The organism is Natronomonas gomsonensis (assembly GCF_024300825.1).
Taxonomy (GTDB): domain Archaea; phylum Halobacteriota; class Halobacteria; order Halobacteriales; family Haloarculaceae; genus Natronomonas; species Natronomonas gomsonensis.
The window spans coordinates 408,585-422,310 of record NZ_CP101323.1; the positions used below are offsets into that span (position 1 = coordinate 408,585).

General features: G+C 50.2%; 21 protein-coding genes. 3 read left to right on the top strand and 18 right to left on the bottom strand.

Translation table 11 applies throughout. The features are described 5' to 3' along the window. Positions 1-40: 40 nt before the first annotated feature. From NMP98_RS02270 to NMP98_RS02345, 16 genes are all read right to left on the bottom strand, one after another. Positions 41-769, bottom strand: a complete 729-nt coding sequence (locus NMP98_RS02270) for a hypothetical protein (RefSeq protein WP_254859946.1) — start codon at positions 767-769, stop codon at positions 41-43. Further along, positions 766-1,134: a hypothetical protein gene (locus NMP98_RS02275; protein ID WP_254859947.1), complete on the bottom strand. Its 369-nt coding sequence runs from the start codon at positions 1,132-1,134 to the stop codon at positions 766-768. Before NMP98_RS02275 ends, NMP98_RS02270 begins: the two co-directional genes overlap by 4 nt. Beyond that, positions 1,131-1,523 carry a hypothetical protein gene (locus NMP98_RS02280; RefSeq protein ID WP_254859948.1) on the bottom strand — a complete coding sequence of 131 codons (393 nt, stop codon included), beginning with the start codon at positions 1,521-1,523 and terminating at the stop codon, positions 1,131-1,133. The genes NMP98_RS02275 and NMP98_RS02280 overlap by 4 nt, the downstream gene beginning before the upstream one ends. After that, the gene (locus tag NMP98_RS02285; protein WP_254859949.1) at positions 1,520-1,816 is read right to left on the bottom strand and encodes a hypothetical protein; all 297 of its coding nucleotides are present in this window, start codon (positions 1,814-1,816) and stop codon (positions 1,520-1,522) included. The genes NMP98_RS02280 and NMP98_RS02285 overlap by 4 nt, the downstream gene beginning before the upstream one ends. A gap of 286 nt (positions 1,817-2,102) precedes the next feature. Then, positions 2,103-2,342 (bottom strand): hypothetical protein, encoded by a 240-nt coding sequence (locus NMP98_RS02290; protein ID WP_254859950.1) that lies wholly within the window; start codon positions 2,340-2,342, stop codon positions 2,103-2,105. After that, positions 2,335-2,547: a hypothetical protein gene (locus NMP98_RS02295; RefSeq protein ID WP_254859951.1), complete on the bottom strand. Its 213-nt coding sequence runs from the start codon at positions 2,545-2,547 to the stop codon at positions 2,335-2,337. Before NMP98_RS02295 ends, NMP98_RS02290 begins: the two co-directional genes overlap by 8 nt. Continuing rightward, entirely contained in the window at positions 2,544-2,954 is a 411-nt protein-coding gene (locus tag NMP98_RS02300) for a hypothetical protein (RefSeq protein WP_254859952.1), read from the bottom strand. The genes NMP98_RS02295 and NMP98_RS02300 overlap by 4 nt, the downstream gene beginning before the upstream one ends. Further along, the gene (locus NMP98_RS02305; protein WP_254859953.1) at positions 2,954-3,256 is read right to left on the bottom strand and encodes a hypothetical protein; all 303 of its coding nucleotides are present in this window, start codon (positions 3,254-3,256) and stop codon (positions 2,954-2,956) included. The genes NMP98_RS02300 and NMP98_RS02305 overlap by 1 nt, the downstream gene beginning before the upstream one ends. A 101-nt stretch (positions 3,257-3,357) precedes the next feature. Then, complete coding sequence (locus NMP98_RS02310; protein ID WP_254859954.1) at positions 3,358-3,918, bottom strand: hypothetical protein; 561 nt, start codon at positions 3,916-3,918, stop codon at positions 3,358-3,360. Further along, positions 3,915-4,580 (bottom strand): metallophosphoesterase family protein, encoded by a 666-nt coding sequence (locus NMP98_RS02315; protein ID WP_254859955.1) that lies wholly within the window; start codon positions 4,578-4,580, stop codon positions 3,915-3,917. Before NMP98_RS02315 ends, NMP98_RS02310 begins: the two co-directional genes overlap by 4 nt. An 84-nt stretch (positions 4,581-4,664) precedes the next feature. Further along, positions 4,665-5,705, bottom strand: coding sequence for an SANT/Myb-like DNA-binding domain-containing protein (locus NMP98_RS02320; RefSeq protein WP_254859956.1), 1,041 nt, complete (start codon positions 5,703-5,705; stop codon positions 4,665-4,667). Between the two features lie 137 nt (positions 5,706-5,842). After that, positions 5,843-6,715, bottom strand: coding sequence for a hypothetical protein (locus tag NMP98_RS02325; protein ID WP_254859957.1), 873 nt, complete (start codon positions 6,713-6,715; stop codon positions 5,843-5,845). Between the two features lie 8 nt (positions 6,716-6,723). After that, positions 6,724-7,713: a hypothetical protein gene (locus tag NMP98_RS02330; RefSeq protein WP_254859958.1), complete on the bottom strand. Its 990-nt coding sequence runs from the start codon at positions 7,711-7,713 to the stop codon at positions 6,724-6,726. 6 nt (positions 7,714-7,719) lie between these two features. Further along, a complete protein-coding gene (locus tag NMP98_RS02335; protein ID WP_254859959.1) occupies positions 7,720-8,466 on the bottom strand; it encodes a hypothetical protein in 747 nt (248 codons plus the stop codon). A gap of 854 nt (positions 8,467-9,320) precedes the next feature. Continuing rightward, a complete protein-coding gene (locus tag NMP98_RS02340) occupies positions 9,321-9,569 on the bottom strand; it encodes a hypothetical protein (protein ID WP_254859960.1) in 249 nt (82 codons plus the stop codon). 16 nt (positions 9,570-9,585) lie between these two features. Next, complete coding sequence (locus NMP98_RS02345) at positions 9,586-9,819, bottom strand: hypothetical protein (RefSeq protein ID WP_254859961.1); 234 nt, start codon at positions 9,817-9,819, stop codon at positions 9,586-9,588. Positions 9,820-9,886: 67 nt separating this feature from the next. On the opposite strand from NMP98_RS02345, the gene NMP98_RS02350 reads away from it, so the two are divergent. Genes NMP98_RS02350 through NMP98_RS02360 form a run of 3 tightly spaced genes read left to right on the top strand, consistent with a single transcriptional unit; the run spans position 9,887 to position 11,819 of the window. Beyond that, positions 9,887-10,852, top strand: coding sequence for an ArdC-like ssDNA-binding domain-containing protein (locus NMP98_RS02350; protein WP_254859962.1), 966 nt, complete (start codon positions 9,887-9,889; stop codon positions 10,850-10,852). Between the two features lie 5 nt (positions 10,853-10,857). Next, a complete protein-coding gene (locus NMP98_RS02355) occupies positions 10,858-11,331 on the top strand; it encodes a hypothetical protein (RefSeq protein WP_254859963.1) in 474 nt (157 codons plus the stop codon). Between the two features lie 50 nt (positions 11,332-11,381). Continuing rightward, the gene (locus NMP98_RS02360) at positions 11,382-11,819 is read left to right on the top strand and encodes a hypothetical protein (protein WP_254859964.1); all 438 of its coding nucleotides are present in this window, start codon (positions 11,382-11,384) and stop codon (positions 11,817-11,819) included. Positions 11,820-11,841: 22 nt separating this feature from the next. Here NMP98_RS02360 and NMP98_RS02365 read toward each other — a convergent pair whose 3' ends face one another. Next, on the bottom strand, positions 11,842-12,318 hold the full coding sequence (locus NMP98_RS02365; protein WP_254859965.1) for a transglutaminase-like domain-containing protein: 477 nt from the start codon (positions 12,316-12,318) through the stop codon (positions 11,842-11,844). A 114-nt stretch (positions 12,319-12,432) separates the two neighbouring features. After that, positions 12,433-13,266: a hypothetical protein gene (locus NMP98_RS02370; protein ID WP_254859966.1), complete on the bottom strand. Its 834-nt coding sequence runs from the start codon at positions 13,264-13,266 to the stop codon at positions 12,433-12,435. Positions 13,267-13,726 lie beyond the last annotated feature (460 nt).

Below are 13,726 nucleotides of genomic sequence, written 5' to 3' on the forward strand. Positions count from 1 at the left end.
AAAGCTGTCTCCTCTTCCTCTTCAGGACACCAATTATATCTCAAGGCCTCTCACCTCTGATTTCGTCGCCGGGTGTGTGGTAGAACGGTTCCAACAAGTCGTGGACCTGAGAGAGGTCCTCAGGCTCGACGATGAAACTGCCCCACGCCACCGAGTGACTGCCGAGATCTTCCTCCTGCAACTTCTCGCCGACCAGCTGGTCAGCGTGACTGTGGAACAACCGAGGTACACCGTAGAACCCCTGTGGGAACTGATCGACCTCGAACATCCGAGGCCTCCGAGTCCCGGTAGCATACTCGGCTAAACTATCGTTGTCCCACGCCGATTTCAGTGCGCCGTACAGGGCCTCGTACTCCCTGACCGTCTCACTGTTACTCTGGAGCTCCTCGAAGGAGTCGTACTGGTCGATCTCTTCCTCGAGGCCTGGAAGCCTACGTAGCTCGGAAAGCAGTTCTTCGATCCGTTCAGCGTCCTCAGGATAGTCTTCCCGATCAACTTGGATGTCGAAGATCTTGTACTCCGACCGGCTTCTCCCATCGTAGTAACCGGTGAACTTGGAGACGTCGTAGTGGTCCCGGTCTCTTGGGTACTCTACCTCTGGGGCACCGATCTTTGACGATGTCTCCTGCAGATCTAGATGCGAATCCTCGCCGGGGAGCTCATCGATGACCTGACGATGACCCCCATCCCAATACTTCTCAACAATCAGTTCCTCGTCAAGAACCGGAGAGTCACCCACAATGGTTTGCTGATATCCTCCATCACTCAACTATGGTTCTCACCTCTCAGGTTGATGGTGTTCTCCACGTCAAACCTGTTCTCTAACCTGAAACACTCATTGTGTGTCTCCAGATCATCTTCAGGGAAGAGACGTCGATGGATTTCTTCGCTGTATTTCTCACTACTTGTTCCGTGGAACTCGATTTTGGCTTTCTCGGCGTCTTCTCTTTCGTAGATCTCTATCTTCACAAAATCCTTGTAGCCGTCTTCCTCTCGATCTATCCAGCCATAGATTCCGATGGCTTTGAGGCCGTCTCCGTAGGTCCATTCTGTTCCTCTATCCCACTCTACAAACGGCAAATCAGTCATAACGTCTTTCACTATAGAGTTGAACTGTTCCTCACTCAGGGTCACTTAGAGTTCTCACCTTCCTTGTTTTCGTACTTTTTTCTTGCTTCAGAGCGTGCTTTTTTGATCTTCCGCAGATCGTCAGCGGATAGCATTTCTCCACAGTGAGGGCAGCATTGATTCTGTCTCATCTTCTCTCGTTTCCGAGCCTCTCTACTACAGTTTCTACACTTAGTTACAGTCCTGTGGTCGTCCGATATATCCTTACCACACCAAGTGCATGGATAACCATCGGCCTCTCTCTTCATCAACTGCCAGTCAGGGGTGTAGCCGCACTCCTTACAGCTCCACTCAGGTAATTCAATACCTTCCGTGTTGATACGGTTCTCTGCACCGCATTCAGGACACTCTATATCTGCAAGCTCTGTAGCATACTTCCCAACAACATCATTCACTGAACAGCCACCTCATCCGGACTCTCATCTTCTATAAAGAATCCTTCCTCGATCTCAGGGTCTTCGAGCTTCCCCAAGATCTCTTCCAGGGCGATCACGTCATACCCGTTCTCGCATTTCCTGATCTTGACCTTGTTCGACCCCTTCTCAGCCGCAACGAACCAGGCCTCCATCTCTCTTCCCCGTTTCCTGTAACGGATGACATCACCCTGCTCAAGCTCCACTATGTTCTGATCCGCAGGATCACCGATATACGTAAACAAGGACTCCTGAGAAAATCCGGCGTCACTCATTTTACAGTTACACCTCTGAATTGCTCGTTCTGATCCTTGTTCTCCCATTCGGCTACAACCCTGCCTAACTGATCCTGTGCATAGTGGTTGCCATCATGTCCTTTCTCACGGCTACAGAAAGCAGTTGCCGGGGATCCGCTACCAGCCGTCTCACCCTTCCTATGAGAATCACAATGATTTTTTATCAGAGGGGTAACCTCGACCGTGCCAACAGGACGTTCGTAAACAATCATATCCCCGGTCTCATACAAGACAGGCCCACTGTCCCTATGATCAGGCTCAAAACTCACTGAGATTTCACCTCTTCCGGTTTCTCAATAGTGCCTTTGATCTCTTCTTCAAGCTTTTCTACAGAGTCTTCTCCTTTTGTGCCCAAGAGCTCAAGGACGAACTGGTCGATGGCATCATTCCACCCATCTCCATACTCTGCCCCTCGCTTATCCGCATATCCTTCGTAGCCGATTAAAGCCTCTCCAGTATCTCTAATCTCTTCGGCAACTTCTTCCAGCAATTCTTCATCACTCATTGGAAGCGTTCACCTCGCCCAGGAAATGGAAGATCATCGCCGGCATACCGGCCGAGATAAGCAGGCTTGCGATGAGAGAACCCAGATGCGGCAAATCCATAAACGCCGCAAATGCGAAAAAGAGGAATCCTGTCCCAGCAGATGCCAGAACGGCTACTACACTGCCAAGAGCTTCATAAACAGAGTTTTCATCAATAGCTTTCACTGAGGATTCTCACCTCTGACTTCGATTTCCTCGAACCCGGCGTTCTGAGCCTGGTAGTAGCTGCCGTCGATCTCGATCACATCACCGACCGACATGGAACGCTCCTCGGCTTCGTAGAACTCTTGACTTTCTTGCCTGCTGCCGGCATTCCACTCCTTCCAGAGCTGCCCCAGATTTTCCTCACTGTATCCTTCCAGCTCCGTGACTTCTCTGTACAGCTCGTCAAACTCTTCCTCAGAATACTCCATGGACGGTTTCTCGTCCTCATCGAGAACCTCCATAACGGTGAGTTTGTGGTGAAGCTCTCCAGCAGGCCCCATTCCAGGATGGCCGTCGTAGTCATCATCCTCTCTTAGTTCTTTAGCTTCCTCATCCCAGTTCAAGTAGTAAATCGTCGCATCCCCCACTACTGATTCTCACCTTGGAAACCTATCTCTTCGAGATCAGAGATTTTGTGGCAAGTGTACATCGTGCCAACTACCTTGTCTTTCTCAAAGGCCTCCTTCTTCATCCTCCTCTTTGAACCCGCCATCACTATCTTTCCCTCTCTAACGTGTTCAACCGGTGAACTACGTACTACTGCGAACTCGTCACTGTCGTAGGGTAGTTCGGTTTCAGGATGTTCAGCAGATAGGCTGCCAGCCTCAGTGTTCTGTCCTTTGTCGGCGGTTGGGCCGCCACCCTCCTCAGATTCGGTTTGCGTTGACATCTTTTACTATCTAAACAACAACTATCTCCCAAATCTTTTATACTAATCCCCTGTCAGGGGATGAACTCAATACCTTTTTCTCAAAAACCGTCCGGCGAAACTCAGGAAGTACTGAGACCTTCAGGAAACTCCTCCATCAAAAAGCCGCCCAAGCCTTGATCCGAGACCACTTCAACAGCCAGCTGCGAATCATGCTGCCCGATCTCCACGAGGGCTTTCACCGAGCAACGGACCACATCTTCCACAGAACCAGTTTCAACGTCTTCCCCGGCCAGGACTTGTAGACCATCGTCCAGAACACGTCCCAACAAAACTGCCACATCCTCCGCTACACCAGGGTTCAGTTCCACGGCTTTCCGCAACCCCTGCACCACTCCCAAACGTACAAACCAAGAATCAGAACTCGCTCCCTTTCCGTAGATCTCTAAGGCCTTCTCCCAGTCCTCTTCGCTGCTGACCGCTGTATACGCCAAAGACACGCCCGCACAAACCCGGGCCTCACCGTTCTCCTCCAGTAAGGCGTGTTCCAGGGAGTTCCACGCTGCCTCGCTGACAGCTGAGTCAGTCGCTGCTACCGCCTGCAAACCTAACGCATCATCCAAGCCACCGCCTTCACCGACTAAGCGGTTTCCGAGTTCCTCGACTACTAGATCCAAGGTCATCTTCCACTTTCCAAACGAGTCCCGATCTCGCTCGGAAGGCCTTGCTCCTCAACCATATCTTGCACCTTTCCGATATCATACTCCACACGACGCAACTCGGCACTCCAATCCTCGGTTTCGACTACTGCATAAGCTGCTCTCGGATCACCATCTCTTGGTTGACCAACGCTTCCCGGGTTCAGGATGAGGCGGTCGTCGATCACCGCTTTATGCTGGATATGAGTATGACCGAGGAAACAGGCCTTGTAATCGTCGAGGAAAGCCCTGATCTTCGGAAAGTCACGGGGAACCACGTAGTAGTCGATCTTCTCTGGATGGCTGTGGACCAGGAAGATGTCTTCATTGTAGCTGGTCTTCTCCGGAAGGTTTTGCAGCCACTCACGATAACTGCCCTTCACTTCCTTCTTGGCGTATCGGAGGCCTTCCATCGCCTGCCCGTTATCAGTATACCCTTCCGGATCCACGAACTCCCGGTCATGATTCCCCTGGACAACCACATCACAATGCTGCCACACTTTCCGGAGACACTCCAACGGCCACGGCCCGTAGCCGACTACATCTCCGAGGCAGACTATGTCGTCGACGTCCTCCGGGATATCCCTGAGGACAGCTTCCAAGGCAGGTAGATTGCCGTGGATATCTGAGATCACACCCAACTTCATACAGATACATATTTAGGAGAAGACCTAAAGAACTTGCGAGAAGAAGAGAAAGAGAAGTCAGGGAAGAGCGTTTTCCCATCCTGATCAAAAGAAGTCGAACTTTCCCTCAAGGAAGGCCTCCGCCGATGTGTCGTCCACCCATTCAACCTCTATCTGCTCGTACTGACTTTTCTCAAATACGTGAGGATTCTTCAACTCTTCCTCAGTCAGAACGTCGTTCCGGGCATTCCAAAGATCCTGAAGCGTGCCTTCGTTTGTGGCCTCAACATTGACTTGGATGTCTCTTTCTGAAACTTCATCTTCTGTTTTTGACGTTGCATCAACAACATCGTTGACCACATCTTGTTTCGATAAATGGTAGTTCCTACCTCTAAGCGAGACAGAAGACAGGTTTTCGTAGCCTAAGGTCGCAACAGGACCCTTTCCAGAGTAGTACTCTCCACTACTCTTCCATTTCTCCTTGACTGCTTCCTTGTGATCCCAGACCTCCAGAACGAAGCTCTCACTTCTACCGGTAGCACGAGAAAGCATCGCCTGATGGAAGTCCTCGAATAGCTGGCTCTTCTTAATTTTGACTTCCTTGGTCTGCGAGATCTCTGTCGCGTTTCCTTTCTGGATCGTGCCGTAGCTTTGTAGCCTGTTGTATCCCTGTCCGCTGCCAGAATCTTCTACGGCGTAGTCGGCTCCGGAGAGACGTGCTCCTTTGACCGTGAACAGGTCTCCGCCGACTTTAAATGCGATTCCCTTCCCCGTGTCTTCAAATCTGGATGGACTGTAGGTGTCATAGAACCACTCGCCATTGATCTTCAGGCCTATCGCGTTTGATGTTCCCATCGACCTTGGAGCGTCACGTTTTACGTCCGTAATCTCGCCTGAGACCTGTTGTATCTGTGAGCCTCCTTTCTCGACCTGTTTCTGCGAGGTTGAGTGACTGGTTTGTGAGGACGTGCTGCGGTTTTTGTCCGGTAGTTCGCCTTTCTCGTTCAAGCGCTGGGCCTTACTTTCTACTGCTTCCTCGGTACGCCCAGGAAGCATATTCGAGATTTCTTCCGCCGTGTTGTCCGGCCATTTGTTTTTGAGTTTTTGTGTTTCGCGTTTTGACCATCGATCTCCTTTATGAGCCATTAGTAAAGTATCACCAATACTAAATAACCACCGATGGTCTTTTTTATACTTTGTTGACTCTTATTCGCAGATTTTTGCGAATACAGGCCCTGTATTCTCACTTTTCTGAGAAAATTACCCGACCCTTTATAAATAAATCACAAAACTTTAACAAGAGCATCTGCCACTGCCTCAGGCAAACTGTGGAACTTCTTGTGAGCTACACGGCGCGGCATCTCAATCTGGATCCCTTGGTAGTCCTCCGCGAAATGGTTCATCGACATCGACGTTCCCTTCCCGGTCAGCTTCATCTCCTCGTAATCCGTCCTGACATCGTACTTCGACGGCACAGGACCTCGAATACTGTCCGCTATTCTTTCCCGGATCTCACGATCCGCCATGCCACCGACGCCGACATGATCCGCCTTCTGAATATGGAAACCGATACCGTACCGAAAACTTCTGTCCTCCTCCTTCAGCTGTTTCAGGCCTGGGTACGCATCGTAGCCCTTGACCGGCTTGCTGACGTGCCAACGCTTCGTCGCATCCTTCCCCTCCGGAGAATAGTACCCGTGTAGGCCCCAGAACGTGCTCGGGATTCCCTGACCAAGCAACTGCTTGAACAGGTACATCCCCATCTCATCAGTGTTATACTCGACATCGCCGCCGTGAGGACAGGAGATGAAGACTTCTGCCGCGGTTTGATGCCAGAACGTCTCCGCAATATCACCACGGGGAAAGGCCTCGTCCTTATCCTCGAGCGGGACAGTGGAACGCAGCTGGACCTCGTCGCCTGGTTCCATCCCGACTCTTTCACGGCCTCTCTTACTGGTACGGAAATCTACAGAACTGTCGCTGTGAACTTCTTCTACGACGTAGTACGCATTCAAAGTATCCGATTCAAGCCGGACATGGCCTTTCCGACTCTTCCCCAGCTGGTGCGCCAGTTTCTCAGAGAGACTGCAGCGGTACCGCTTCTCTTTGACCGCGTCCTGATCAGTACGGGCCTTGGAAACAGTTGCACGGACCATGGATACCCTTAGATATCGGGCAGTTTCTGAGCACTCCGCCCGATCTGGGAATCCACCTCGACCACTCCGGAGTCTTCATCCTTGTACTCATCCTGCAGCTCGATCATGCCCTCAACCATCTCCATCATCTTATCCGCCTTCTCCCAGCGATGCTCGTCACGTTCAAACTCGAGCTGGCTGCGCGCCTTCTCGATCTCCCAGTCCTGCTGCTCCCACTCCTTCTCCAAACGTTGTTCATCTAGATCCATCCTCCGCATATCCTCCTCATGATCCAGCTTCCGTTGCATCCGCTTCCGGCCATCCTCCTTCCGGATCTTCTCCTTCTTCGTCTCCTCCTGAATACGGGTCTGCTCTAACTGCCGTTCCTGCTTCATCTCAACCTTCTCCCTCTCCAACCGATTCTTCATCCTCTCTTTTTTCATCTCGAACTCCTTCTGCAGCTCAGCCTCCTCTAACTGCCGAACTTGTTGAACCTGTTCCTGCCACGCTTTGAACTGCATCTCCCAGGCCTGAAGCCTGCGGTTGAACTCGACTTCCTCGTACACGTCCTGGAGACAGTCCCAGCAGTAGGCCTCCTGGTGAGGCCCGTAACCATACCTGTGCTCCTGGCACAGGACTGTATCACAGGCCGCACAACGCCCTGCACAGATTTCACACGTCCTCGTCTTGCACTCCACACACCGGCCGTGAAGCTTGTTAGAAAACTCCTGGCCACCGGTAACAGTCTTACAGGAAGGGCAGATAGGCCTTTTCCGGATCTTTATCTCGAACTGATCTCCATTCTTCATTCCCCGCAGAACTATGTTCGAGGCCTTCCCGTTCCCTGCCTCGACCGGTTGCAGAATATTCATCTCTGCCGAGAGCTTGTCGGTACCGTCATCCAGCTCTTCGATTTCCGGAGGATCAACGGCTACATCTTCGACAGAGGAGACATCGATGTCTAATCCGAGATCGTCGACAGCTGACTCAAGCCGCTTCTGCAATTGGTTTACGGACATAGATATCTACATCCCTCCGCTGTCTCCCATGCCGCCGACGTCTCCATCTGCTACGCCCCCACTATCTCCCATGCCTGCTACATCACCACTGTCCCCTGCGTCTCCAGATCCGCTGTCTCCTGAGGAAGCGTTTGCAGCTTCTGCATAGGCGTCTACGTCCGTCGAAGGCCCGAGGTTGTCTGCTACACTCACCTCGCCGCTGTCACCGGCTTCTCCACTGTCTCCTGAGTCTCCTTCCGCTGCTACATCGCTGTAACTGGTGCTGGTGTTGCCTGGCTGGGCGGCGTCGATCATCGCCTTGGCCTCGACCCTGCTGTCCGCATCAATAATAGACGGGTCGTTCATCACGTCGCTCATGATGAACCGGTTGTTCCCTGCTTTCCGAGCAGTCTGGGAAGGAAGCTCCTGACTGTAGCTGTACTGCCGGGCCTCAGATATCATCTGCTTTCCGTAATCCAAGTGTGTAGATCTTCTCGGATTATCGGCTTGATCCATCAGCTTCTTTTCGTCTTCATCGTCGAGATCGTCGTCGGGTTCGACTTCAGGCCTTTCCTCGATTTCATCTTCTTCCATCTGTCGGTGCTTCCCCCGGAGCTGATCTTCGGGGACTTCGCTGCGGTGGACCAGATCGACCTTGGACTCGCCCCGGATCCTGGTGTAGTAGTAGGAATCGTACTTGTCGTATAGGACATCCCGGTCTTTCAGCAGATCTAGAATCTTCCTCTTGACCTTCCGAGCAGCAGAACCCAGCATGACTGTTTCTTACTTCTAAAGTAGAGTCTCACTCCGTGTTAAAAATTTGCAGTGTAAAGGTTTCGCGTTCCCTATGATTAATCGTGATAGAAATAGGATGAGAAAGCTGGAGGCACTGAGGCTTCTGAACTATGGAAACCACTCACCGACAAAGACGGTGTGATACAAGGCCTCACTCCATGGGCACGCCGTGAGTGAAGTCAGAATCTAAGTGGTGATTCCAACCGCCAATAACCTCCAGACTGTATCATCAACTTTCTTACTTATGTTTAAAAATCTATTCTGGGGGTCGGAACCGAGATTTCAGTATAATCATTCTGAGGTGTACAAGTAGACCCTGGACTGATTTACTGCATCAGCTGCACACTCTCATGACGGGTAGGCCTGTGGACGTCGTCGATCAACCTCCATCGGACATATTGCGTTCTGCGCTGAAGGTACACCCGTGTACTACACCCCTGTACTATTGACGGAACACCCCGTGTACTGGATGAAAACGGTATAGGCCTTAGAACAGGGTTTCACACAGTGTAGAACAGGAAAATCGGGTGGAACAGGGGTAGGCCTTTACGGGGAATACCCCGGTATAGAGAGGTAGGCTGGTATAGAGAACACCGGGGATTCAATCGGTGCTGAAATTCTGGGCGGTATCTGTTTTTCGGGACGGGTATGGAAGTGTGATGAGAGGAAGATAGAAACGGGAGAGAGGATGTGGAGAGAGGGAGAGGTTCCCGGTTTCAGTTCTCTGAATTGTTGAGTGCTTCGAGGTTTTCGTTCAGCCTCTCCAATTCCTCTGTCAGTTTGTCGAGTCGATTACGGTCGTGCTTGTTGAGATTGAGTTGTTCCATAGTGGTTCAAGGCCTCGCTGGTTCGGGGTTTTCTTCCATCCATTCGAAGGCCTTTGTCCGGGCTTTTTCGAGGTCGCTGATTCCGGTGTCTTCGACTAATCCTTCTTCGTGTCCTATAATGAGGAAAAGGTCGAATCCCTCTGTATCTGATTGTCCGGTATGCCTGATTTCGAGGGTTCCTGTTTTCTGGTTTCTCCATGCTTCTACTGCTGTGCCCGGTTCCTCTACGGGTTTCCAGTTTTCTGGTAAGTCCACTTTGTATCAGGCCCTTTCAGTCTACGAATTTCTCTGCTATTTTTTCGGCTTTTTCGTGCATCTGGTCGGTGTGGTCGATGTTGCTTCTCTTGATTACACCTACTCTTCCGAAGTCCCGGCCACAACCGCCGTCATCCTCTTCGCATTTGACGTAGACTTTCCAGATTGAGCTATTTTCTTCTGTGCTTGAGTATACTGCTTTTTCGCCGCAGTTGGGGCATTTTCCATCTTTTATTTTGTGTGCTAACATATTCTAACCAACTATTCTTTAGATATGTTTAAACTTTTTTAAATATTTAGATATATGTAAACTATAGGTGGTTAGGATTACACAACAAGACAATTTACCACAAGAATACGAAAAAGCAGAAAATCAGCTTGAAGAAATATACGAACTGTTCAAGTCAGGAGAGATTGAGGAAAAGGCCTCAAAAGCGTTAATCACTCCTAAAGAAGGAGATGAAAGGCCTCTACACGACTGGAGCTTCAGAAACCGGTTGATGGTTATGATAACCGGTACAAGAGACGCCAGAGGCTACAACCAGTGGCAGGAAGTAGGGCGGCAAGTAAAGGAAGGAGCAGAATCAGTTAGAATCCTCGCACCCAGCACCTACACCAAAACTGTAGAAACAGATTCAGAGATTGAAAGACTCCGTGACAAAGGCTATGCGTCTAAGATAGAGGAAACCGAGGACGGAGTACAGTTCGAGATTATGAACGGTTACAGGGCTGTTCCTGTTTTCCCTGTAGAAGACACGAAGGAGATGGAAGACTTCGATGGAGAACCGTACAGGCCTGAACACCTCGATTACACACCGGACAGCGACGATCTCCCGGAACTGCTTCCGCTCGCTGAAAAACTCGGTGTAGAAGTGGAATACGACGCCGTCAGAACCCGGAAGGCCTACGGCAGTTACGGTAACGACAAAATCCGACTTCACACTGAGGAACAGCAGACGTTTTACCACGAACTTGCCCACAAAGTAGATGAAGAGATTCAAGGCGGCTTGAAGGCCGGACAAGACCGGGAACAAGAGGCCTGTGCGGAACTCGCCGCCGCCGTTCTCACAAGACTGTATGAGGGAGAGGAAGTGGCACAAGAGGCTTACAGCTACGAATATCTCCAGAACTACAGTGAGAAAAACGAAGAGGCCTATGATTTGGCTCTGAAAGTTCTCGGAAGAGTCGAGAAAATCCTGAAGTACGTGATAGAGAAAGCCGGGGAAGAGGAGCAGATTAACTCGGGAACACGGGCGGTCGTCCGGGAAACAGTAGAAGGGTGAAACCGTTGGGAAAGGAACACGAGATAACGGTACACCGAACGAAGGTGCAGAAGGCCACGGTAAGGCCTGATCCTTCCTCTTCCTCTTTCCTCACCGAAACAGGAGAAACTGAAACCGTGGACTACAGCAGTGACAGTGGCGGGAAGCGGTACACCTGTAGTTGCGGGGAAGAGTTCCAAACCGAGGGAGAGGCCTACGACCACCTGAACAGTAATCAAGAAAGATACGTGGTTTTACGGACTGAGGCCTCCGACGCCGACTGTTTAGACTTCAGAGCAAATGACTTCCCGTTCAAGGCCCGGAGTAAGGAACACGCCATCAAGAAGTACATCGACGAACACGTTGAGGACCTGGATCCCGAGGAGATCGAGCAGGCCAGCTGCATGGAGATGCAGCACTACTTCGCCGTCAAGTGGGACGACATCAAGGCCTTCGGACACCCTGAAGAAGTACCGGTACACGGAGTTCTCGGGAAGTAAGGCCTACCAGATTTTTTCTCTTTCTTTTTCTCTGCCTGTCTTACCAGACAATGACTGATATAACACCGTTATACGCAAGGGTTTGTCTGTTAAGGACTGCAGACGCCTCGTATTATGCTACATTTTCCATAGATATTAAAAATATCTTTACATATATTCAAATAAAGAAGCAGGTGAACCACAGAATGACCAAAGACATCAACGAAATCCTATCAGAATTTCCAACACCACGCAACGGCAAAACACAGATAGAAAACCTCGCAGACTACTTCCACGCCAAGAAAACTAGTCACAAACACGAGGCCTCCAAAGAAGTTCAGATCGCCCACCAGACAGGAACACAGTTCGAAGAAACCTACGAAAAACTCACCCAAGAAGAACAGAAACTATTCGACCTCCACCTTATGAGCAAAAGACTTGGACAATCGGAAAACACTACAATCGAGACATTAGCCGCCAGCCACCAATCATTAACGATTAATAATTAAGGAAATTGCTAAGACGTTCATTCTACCTTTCTTGTACTTCCACCAAGTTAGTCCACTCCCAACCCCCGCCAGACAGATCCCGTGCATAACCATCCATCTTCAAATCCTGTAGATCTCCTACATAGTAGCTGAACTCCGGATCAGCAACCAACCAAAAACCAGTCTCAGCACTCTCCTCCTCAAAGAAGATCTCATCCGCATCCCTACCCAATTCTTGACGATAGAATTTTCGCAAAACACTACACACCAGCTCAGTGTCCGGAACAGGACAATACACCTCCGGAAACACATGCTGATTCTCACCCAAAGGATCCCTGACAACAACAAACCGGACATCAAGGCCTACACTCTGATACAGACTTCCCAACAACACAGATTGATCCTGACAGTCACCATCCAAACGATCCATCATCTCCCCAGGAGACGGAACATCAGGGCCTGAAAGAGAATAGCTCGAACCACTTTCCACGAAAAAATGCAGAGCACAGGCCTCAACCATCCAATCGGGGAACTCACTGCCAGCAAAAACACGTCTAAGCTCACTAGGAACGTGAGGAAACGCCTCCGGCTCCAACTCCGAAAAATACGCTACAGAATCAACAACCATAACCCTTCAATCCCTGAACCGGTTCAACATCTCATCTAACTTCTCAACCTCCGGATCACTACTTTCACCGCCCTGATCAGGGAACTTCCCAGTCATCTCACCGTAACTATCCTCAGTAGAGGCAAGGCCTCCACTTCCTTTACTCTCTTTCACCTTCATCAACAAACTCTCAGCCTCCATCTTTGAGACCTTACCTTCCTCCACCATTTGCCCCAAGAGAGACAGCAACTCCTCAGAACTCAACTCACCGTAATCAAATCCCTGCCCTCCGGAACTTCCATCAATTTCACTGCCGCTTTCATAGTAACTGATAGGCCTCCGACGAATATCTGCCATTATTTCTCCGTCAAGAATCTCCTTGCACTTCTCATAAACGAACTTGTACATCCTATCCTCCGAGCGGTGAGACCGAAGTTCTGAACGATCCAAGTACTCATGCCGATCAAGCCACCTAACCCACTGATCCCGGCCGTTGACGTTTATAATATCTCTCTCATACATCGTCTCGAAATCAGCTCTAGAAACACCGTCCTTAGGCCTGAAATTCATATCCACGCCAGTACCGCCAGTATCATCCCTCACCTGCTCTCCCTGGCCTCGACCAGGTCCGACGTCAACATCAATATCATCCAGTGACGGAGGATCAGGGATCTCACGGCCACCACCTCCCAATCCAGCTGGTTCAACGTCCTGATTCACTTGATCATTTCCTTGCCCAAACTTACGATCTAGCTCATCACGAGCAACCTCCTCACGATCCTCAGGACGAGTATAGTCTACACCCTCGTAACTATCTAAGAAACCCTGCGTGAACTCGATCAGCGGATGCTTGTCTCCCATAGCTATCTGAAAGCCTCGTTCCTTACCATGTAACTACCATTCTCCAACACTATAAGACATCAGGAAAGATGGGGCTTCCAAACCCCTGAGTACAGAATCGGTTCGAAACGGTAGGGCAAAACAGCATATACAGGCCTCAACAATCCGTAATGTAGGAGTGCGTTTCGATTTAAACACGGAGGATTTCTAACCGGTAAAAACCACTCATCAACCAGTACAGGAACTCTGAGGCCATACCATCTCAGCGTTCACCCTGCTCTTTGGTGTGGTACTCGTTCTATGACACCCTCGAACTCTAGTAAAGACGATTCAGAGAGAAACATCCCTTGGAAATTTTTTTTTGGGGATGATACACCCCACTGATGACAAAATCTTAGAATTATTCAAGTTTTTAGGAAATGGTGGCAGAAATAGAGTGTTATAGGCCTTAACGGCTTGAAATATAGGAGCAGATTTTCAG

Excerpts from the sequence above, each read along its gene's own strand:
- NMP98_RS02285 (WP_254859949.1), bottom strand. The coding sequence starts at position 1,816 with ATGAGTGACGCCGGATTTTCTCAGGAGTCCTTGTTTACGTATATCGGT.
- NMP98_RS02290 (WP_254859950.1), bottom strand. The coding sequence starts at position 2,342 with ATGAGTGATGAAGAATTGCTGGAAGAAGTTGCCGAAGAGATTAGAGAT.
- NMP98_RS02305 (WP_254859953.1), bottom strand. The coding sequence starts at position 3,256 with ATGTCAACGCAAACCGAATCTGAGGAGGGTGGCGGCCCAACCGCCGAC.
- NMP98_RS02310 (WP_254859954.1), bottom strand. The coding sequence starts at position 3,918 with ATGACCTTGGATCTAGTAGTCGAGGAACTCGGAAACCGCTTAGTCGGT.
- NMP98_RS02315 (WP_254859955.1), bottom strand. The coding sequence starts at position 4,580 with ATGAAGTTGGGTGTGATCTCAGATATCCACGGCAATCTACCTGCCTTG.
- NMP98_RS02320 (WP_254859956.1), bottom strand. The coding sequence starts at position 5,705 with ATGGCTCATAAAGGAGATCGATGGTCAAAACGCGAAACACAAAAACTC.
- NMP98_RS02325 (WP_254859957.1), bottom strand. The coding sequence starts at position 6,715 with ATGGTCCGTGCAACTGTTTCCAAGGCCCGTACTGATCAGGACGCGGTC.
- NMP98_RS02330 (WP_254859958.1), bottom strand. The coding sequence starts at position 7,713 with ATGTCCGTAAACCAATTGCAGAAGCGGCTTGAGTCAGCTGTCGACGAT.
- NMP98_RS02335 (WP_254859959.1), bottom strand. The coding sequence starts at position 8,466 with ATGCTGGGTTCTGCTGCTCGGAAGGTCAAGAGGAAGATTCTAGATCTG.
- NMP98_RS02345 (WP_254859961.1), bottom strand. The coding sequence starts at position 9,819 with ATGTTAGCACACAAAATAAAAGATGGAAAATGCCCCAACTGCGGCGAA.
- NMP98_RS02360 (WP_254859964.1), top strand. The coding sequence starts at position 11,382 with ATGACTGATATAACACCGTTATACGCAAGGGTTTGTCTGTTAAGGACT.
- NMP98_RS02365 (WP_254859965.1), bottom strand. The coding sequence starts at position 12,318 with ATGGTTGAGGCCTGTGCTCTGCATTTTTTCGTGGAAAGTGGTTCGAGC.
- NMP98_RS02370 (WP_254859966.1), bottom strand. The coding sequence starts at position 13,266 with ATGGGAGACAAGCATCCGCTGATCGAGTTCACGCAGGGTTTCTTAGAT.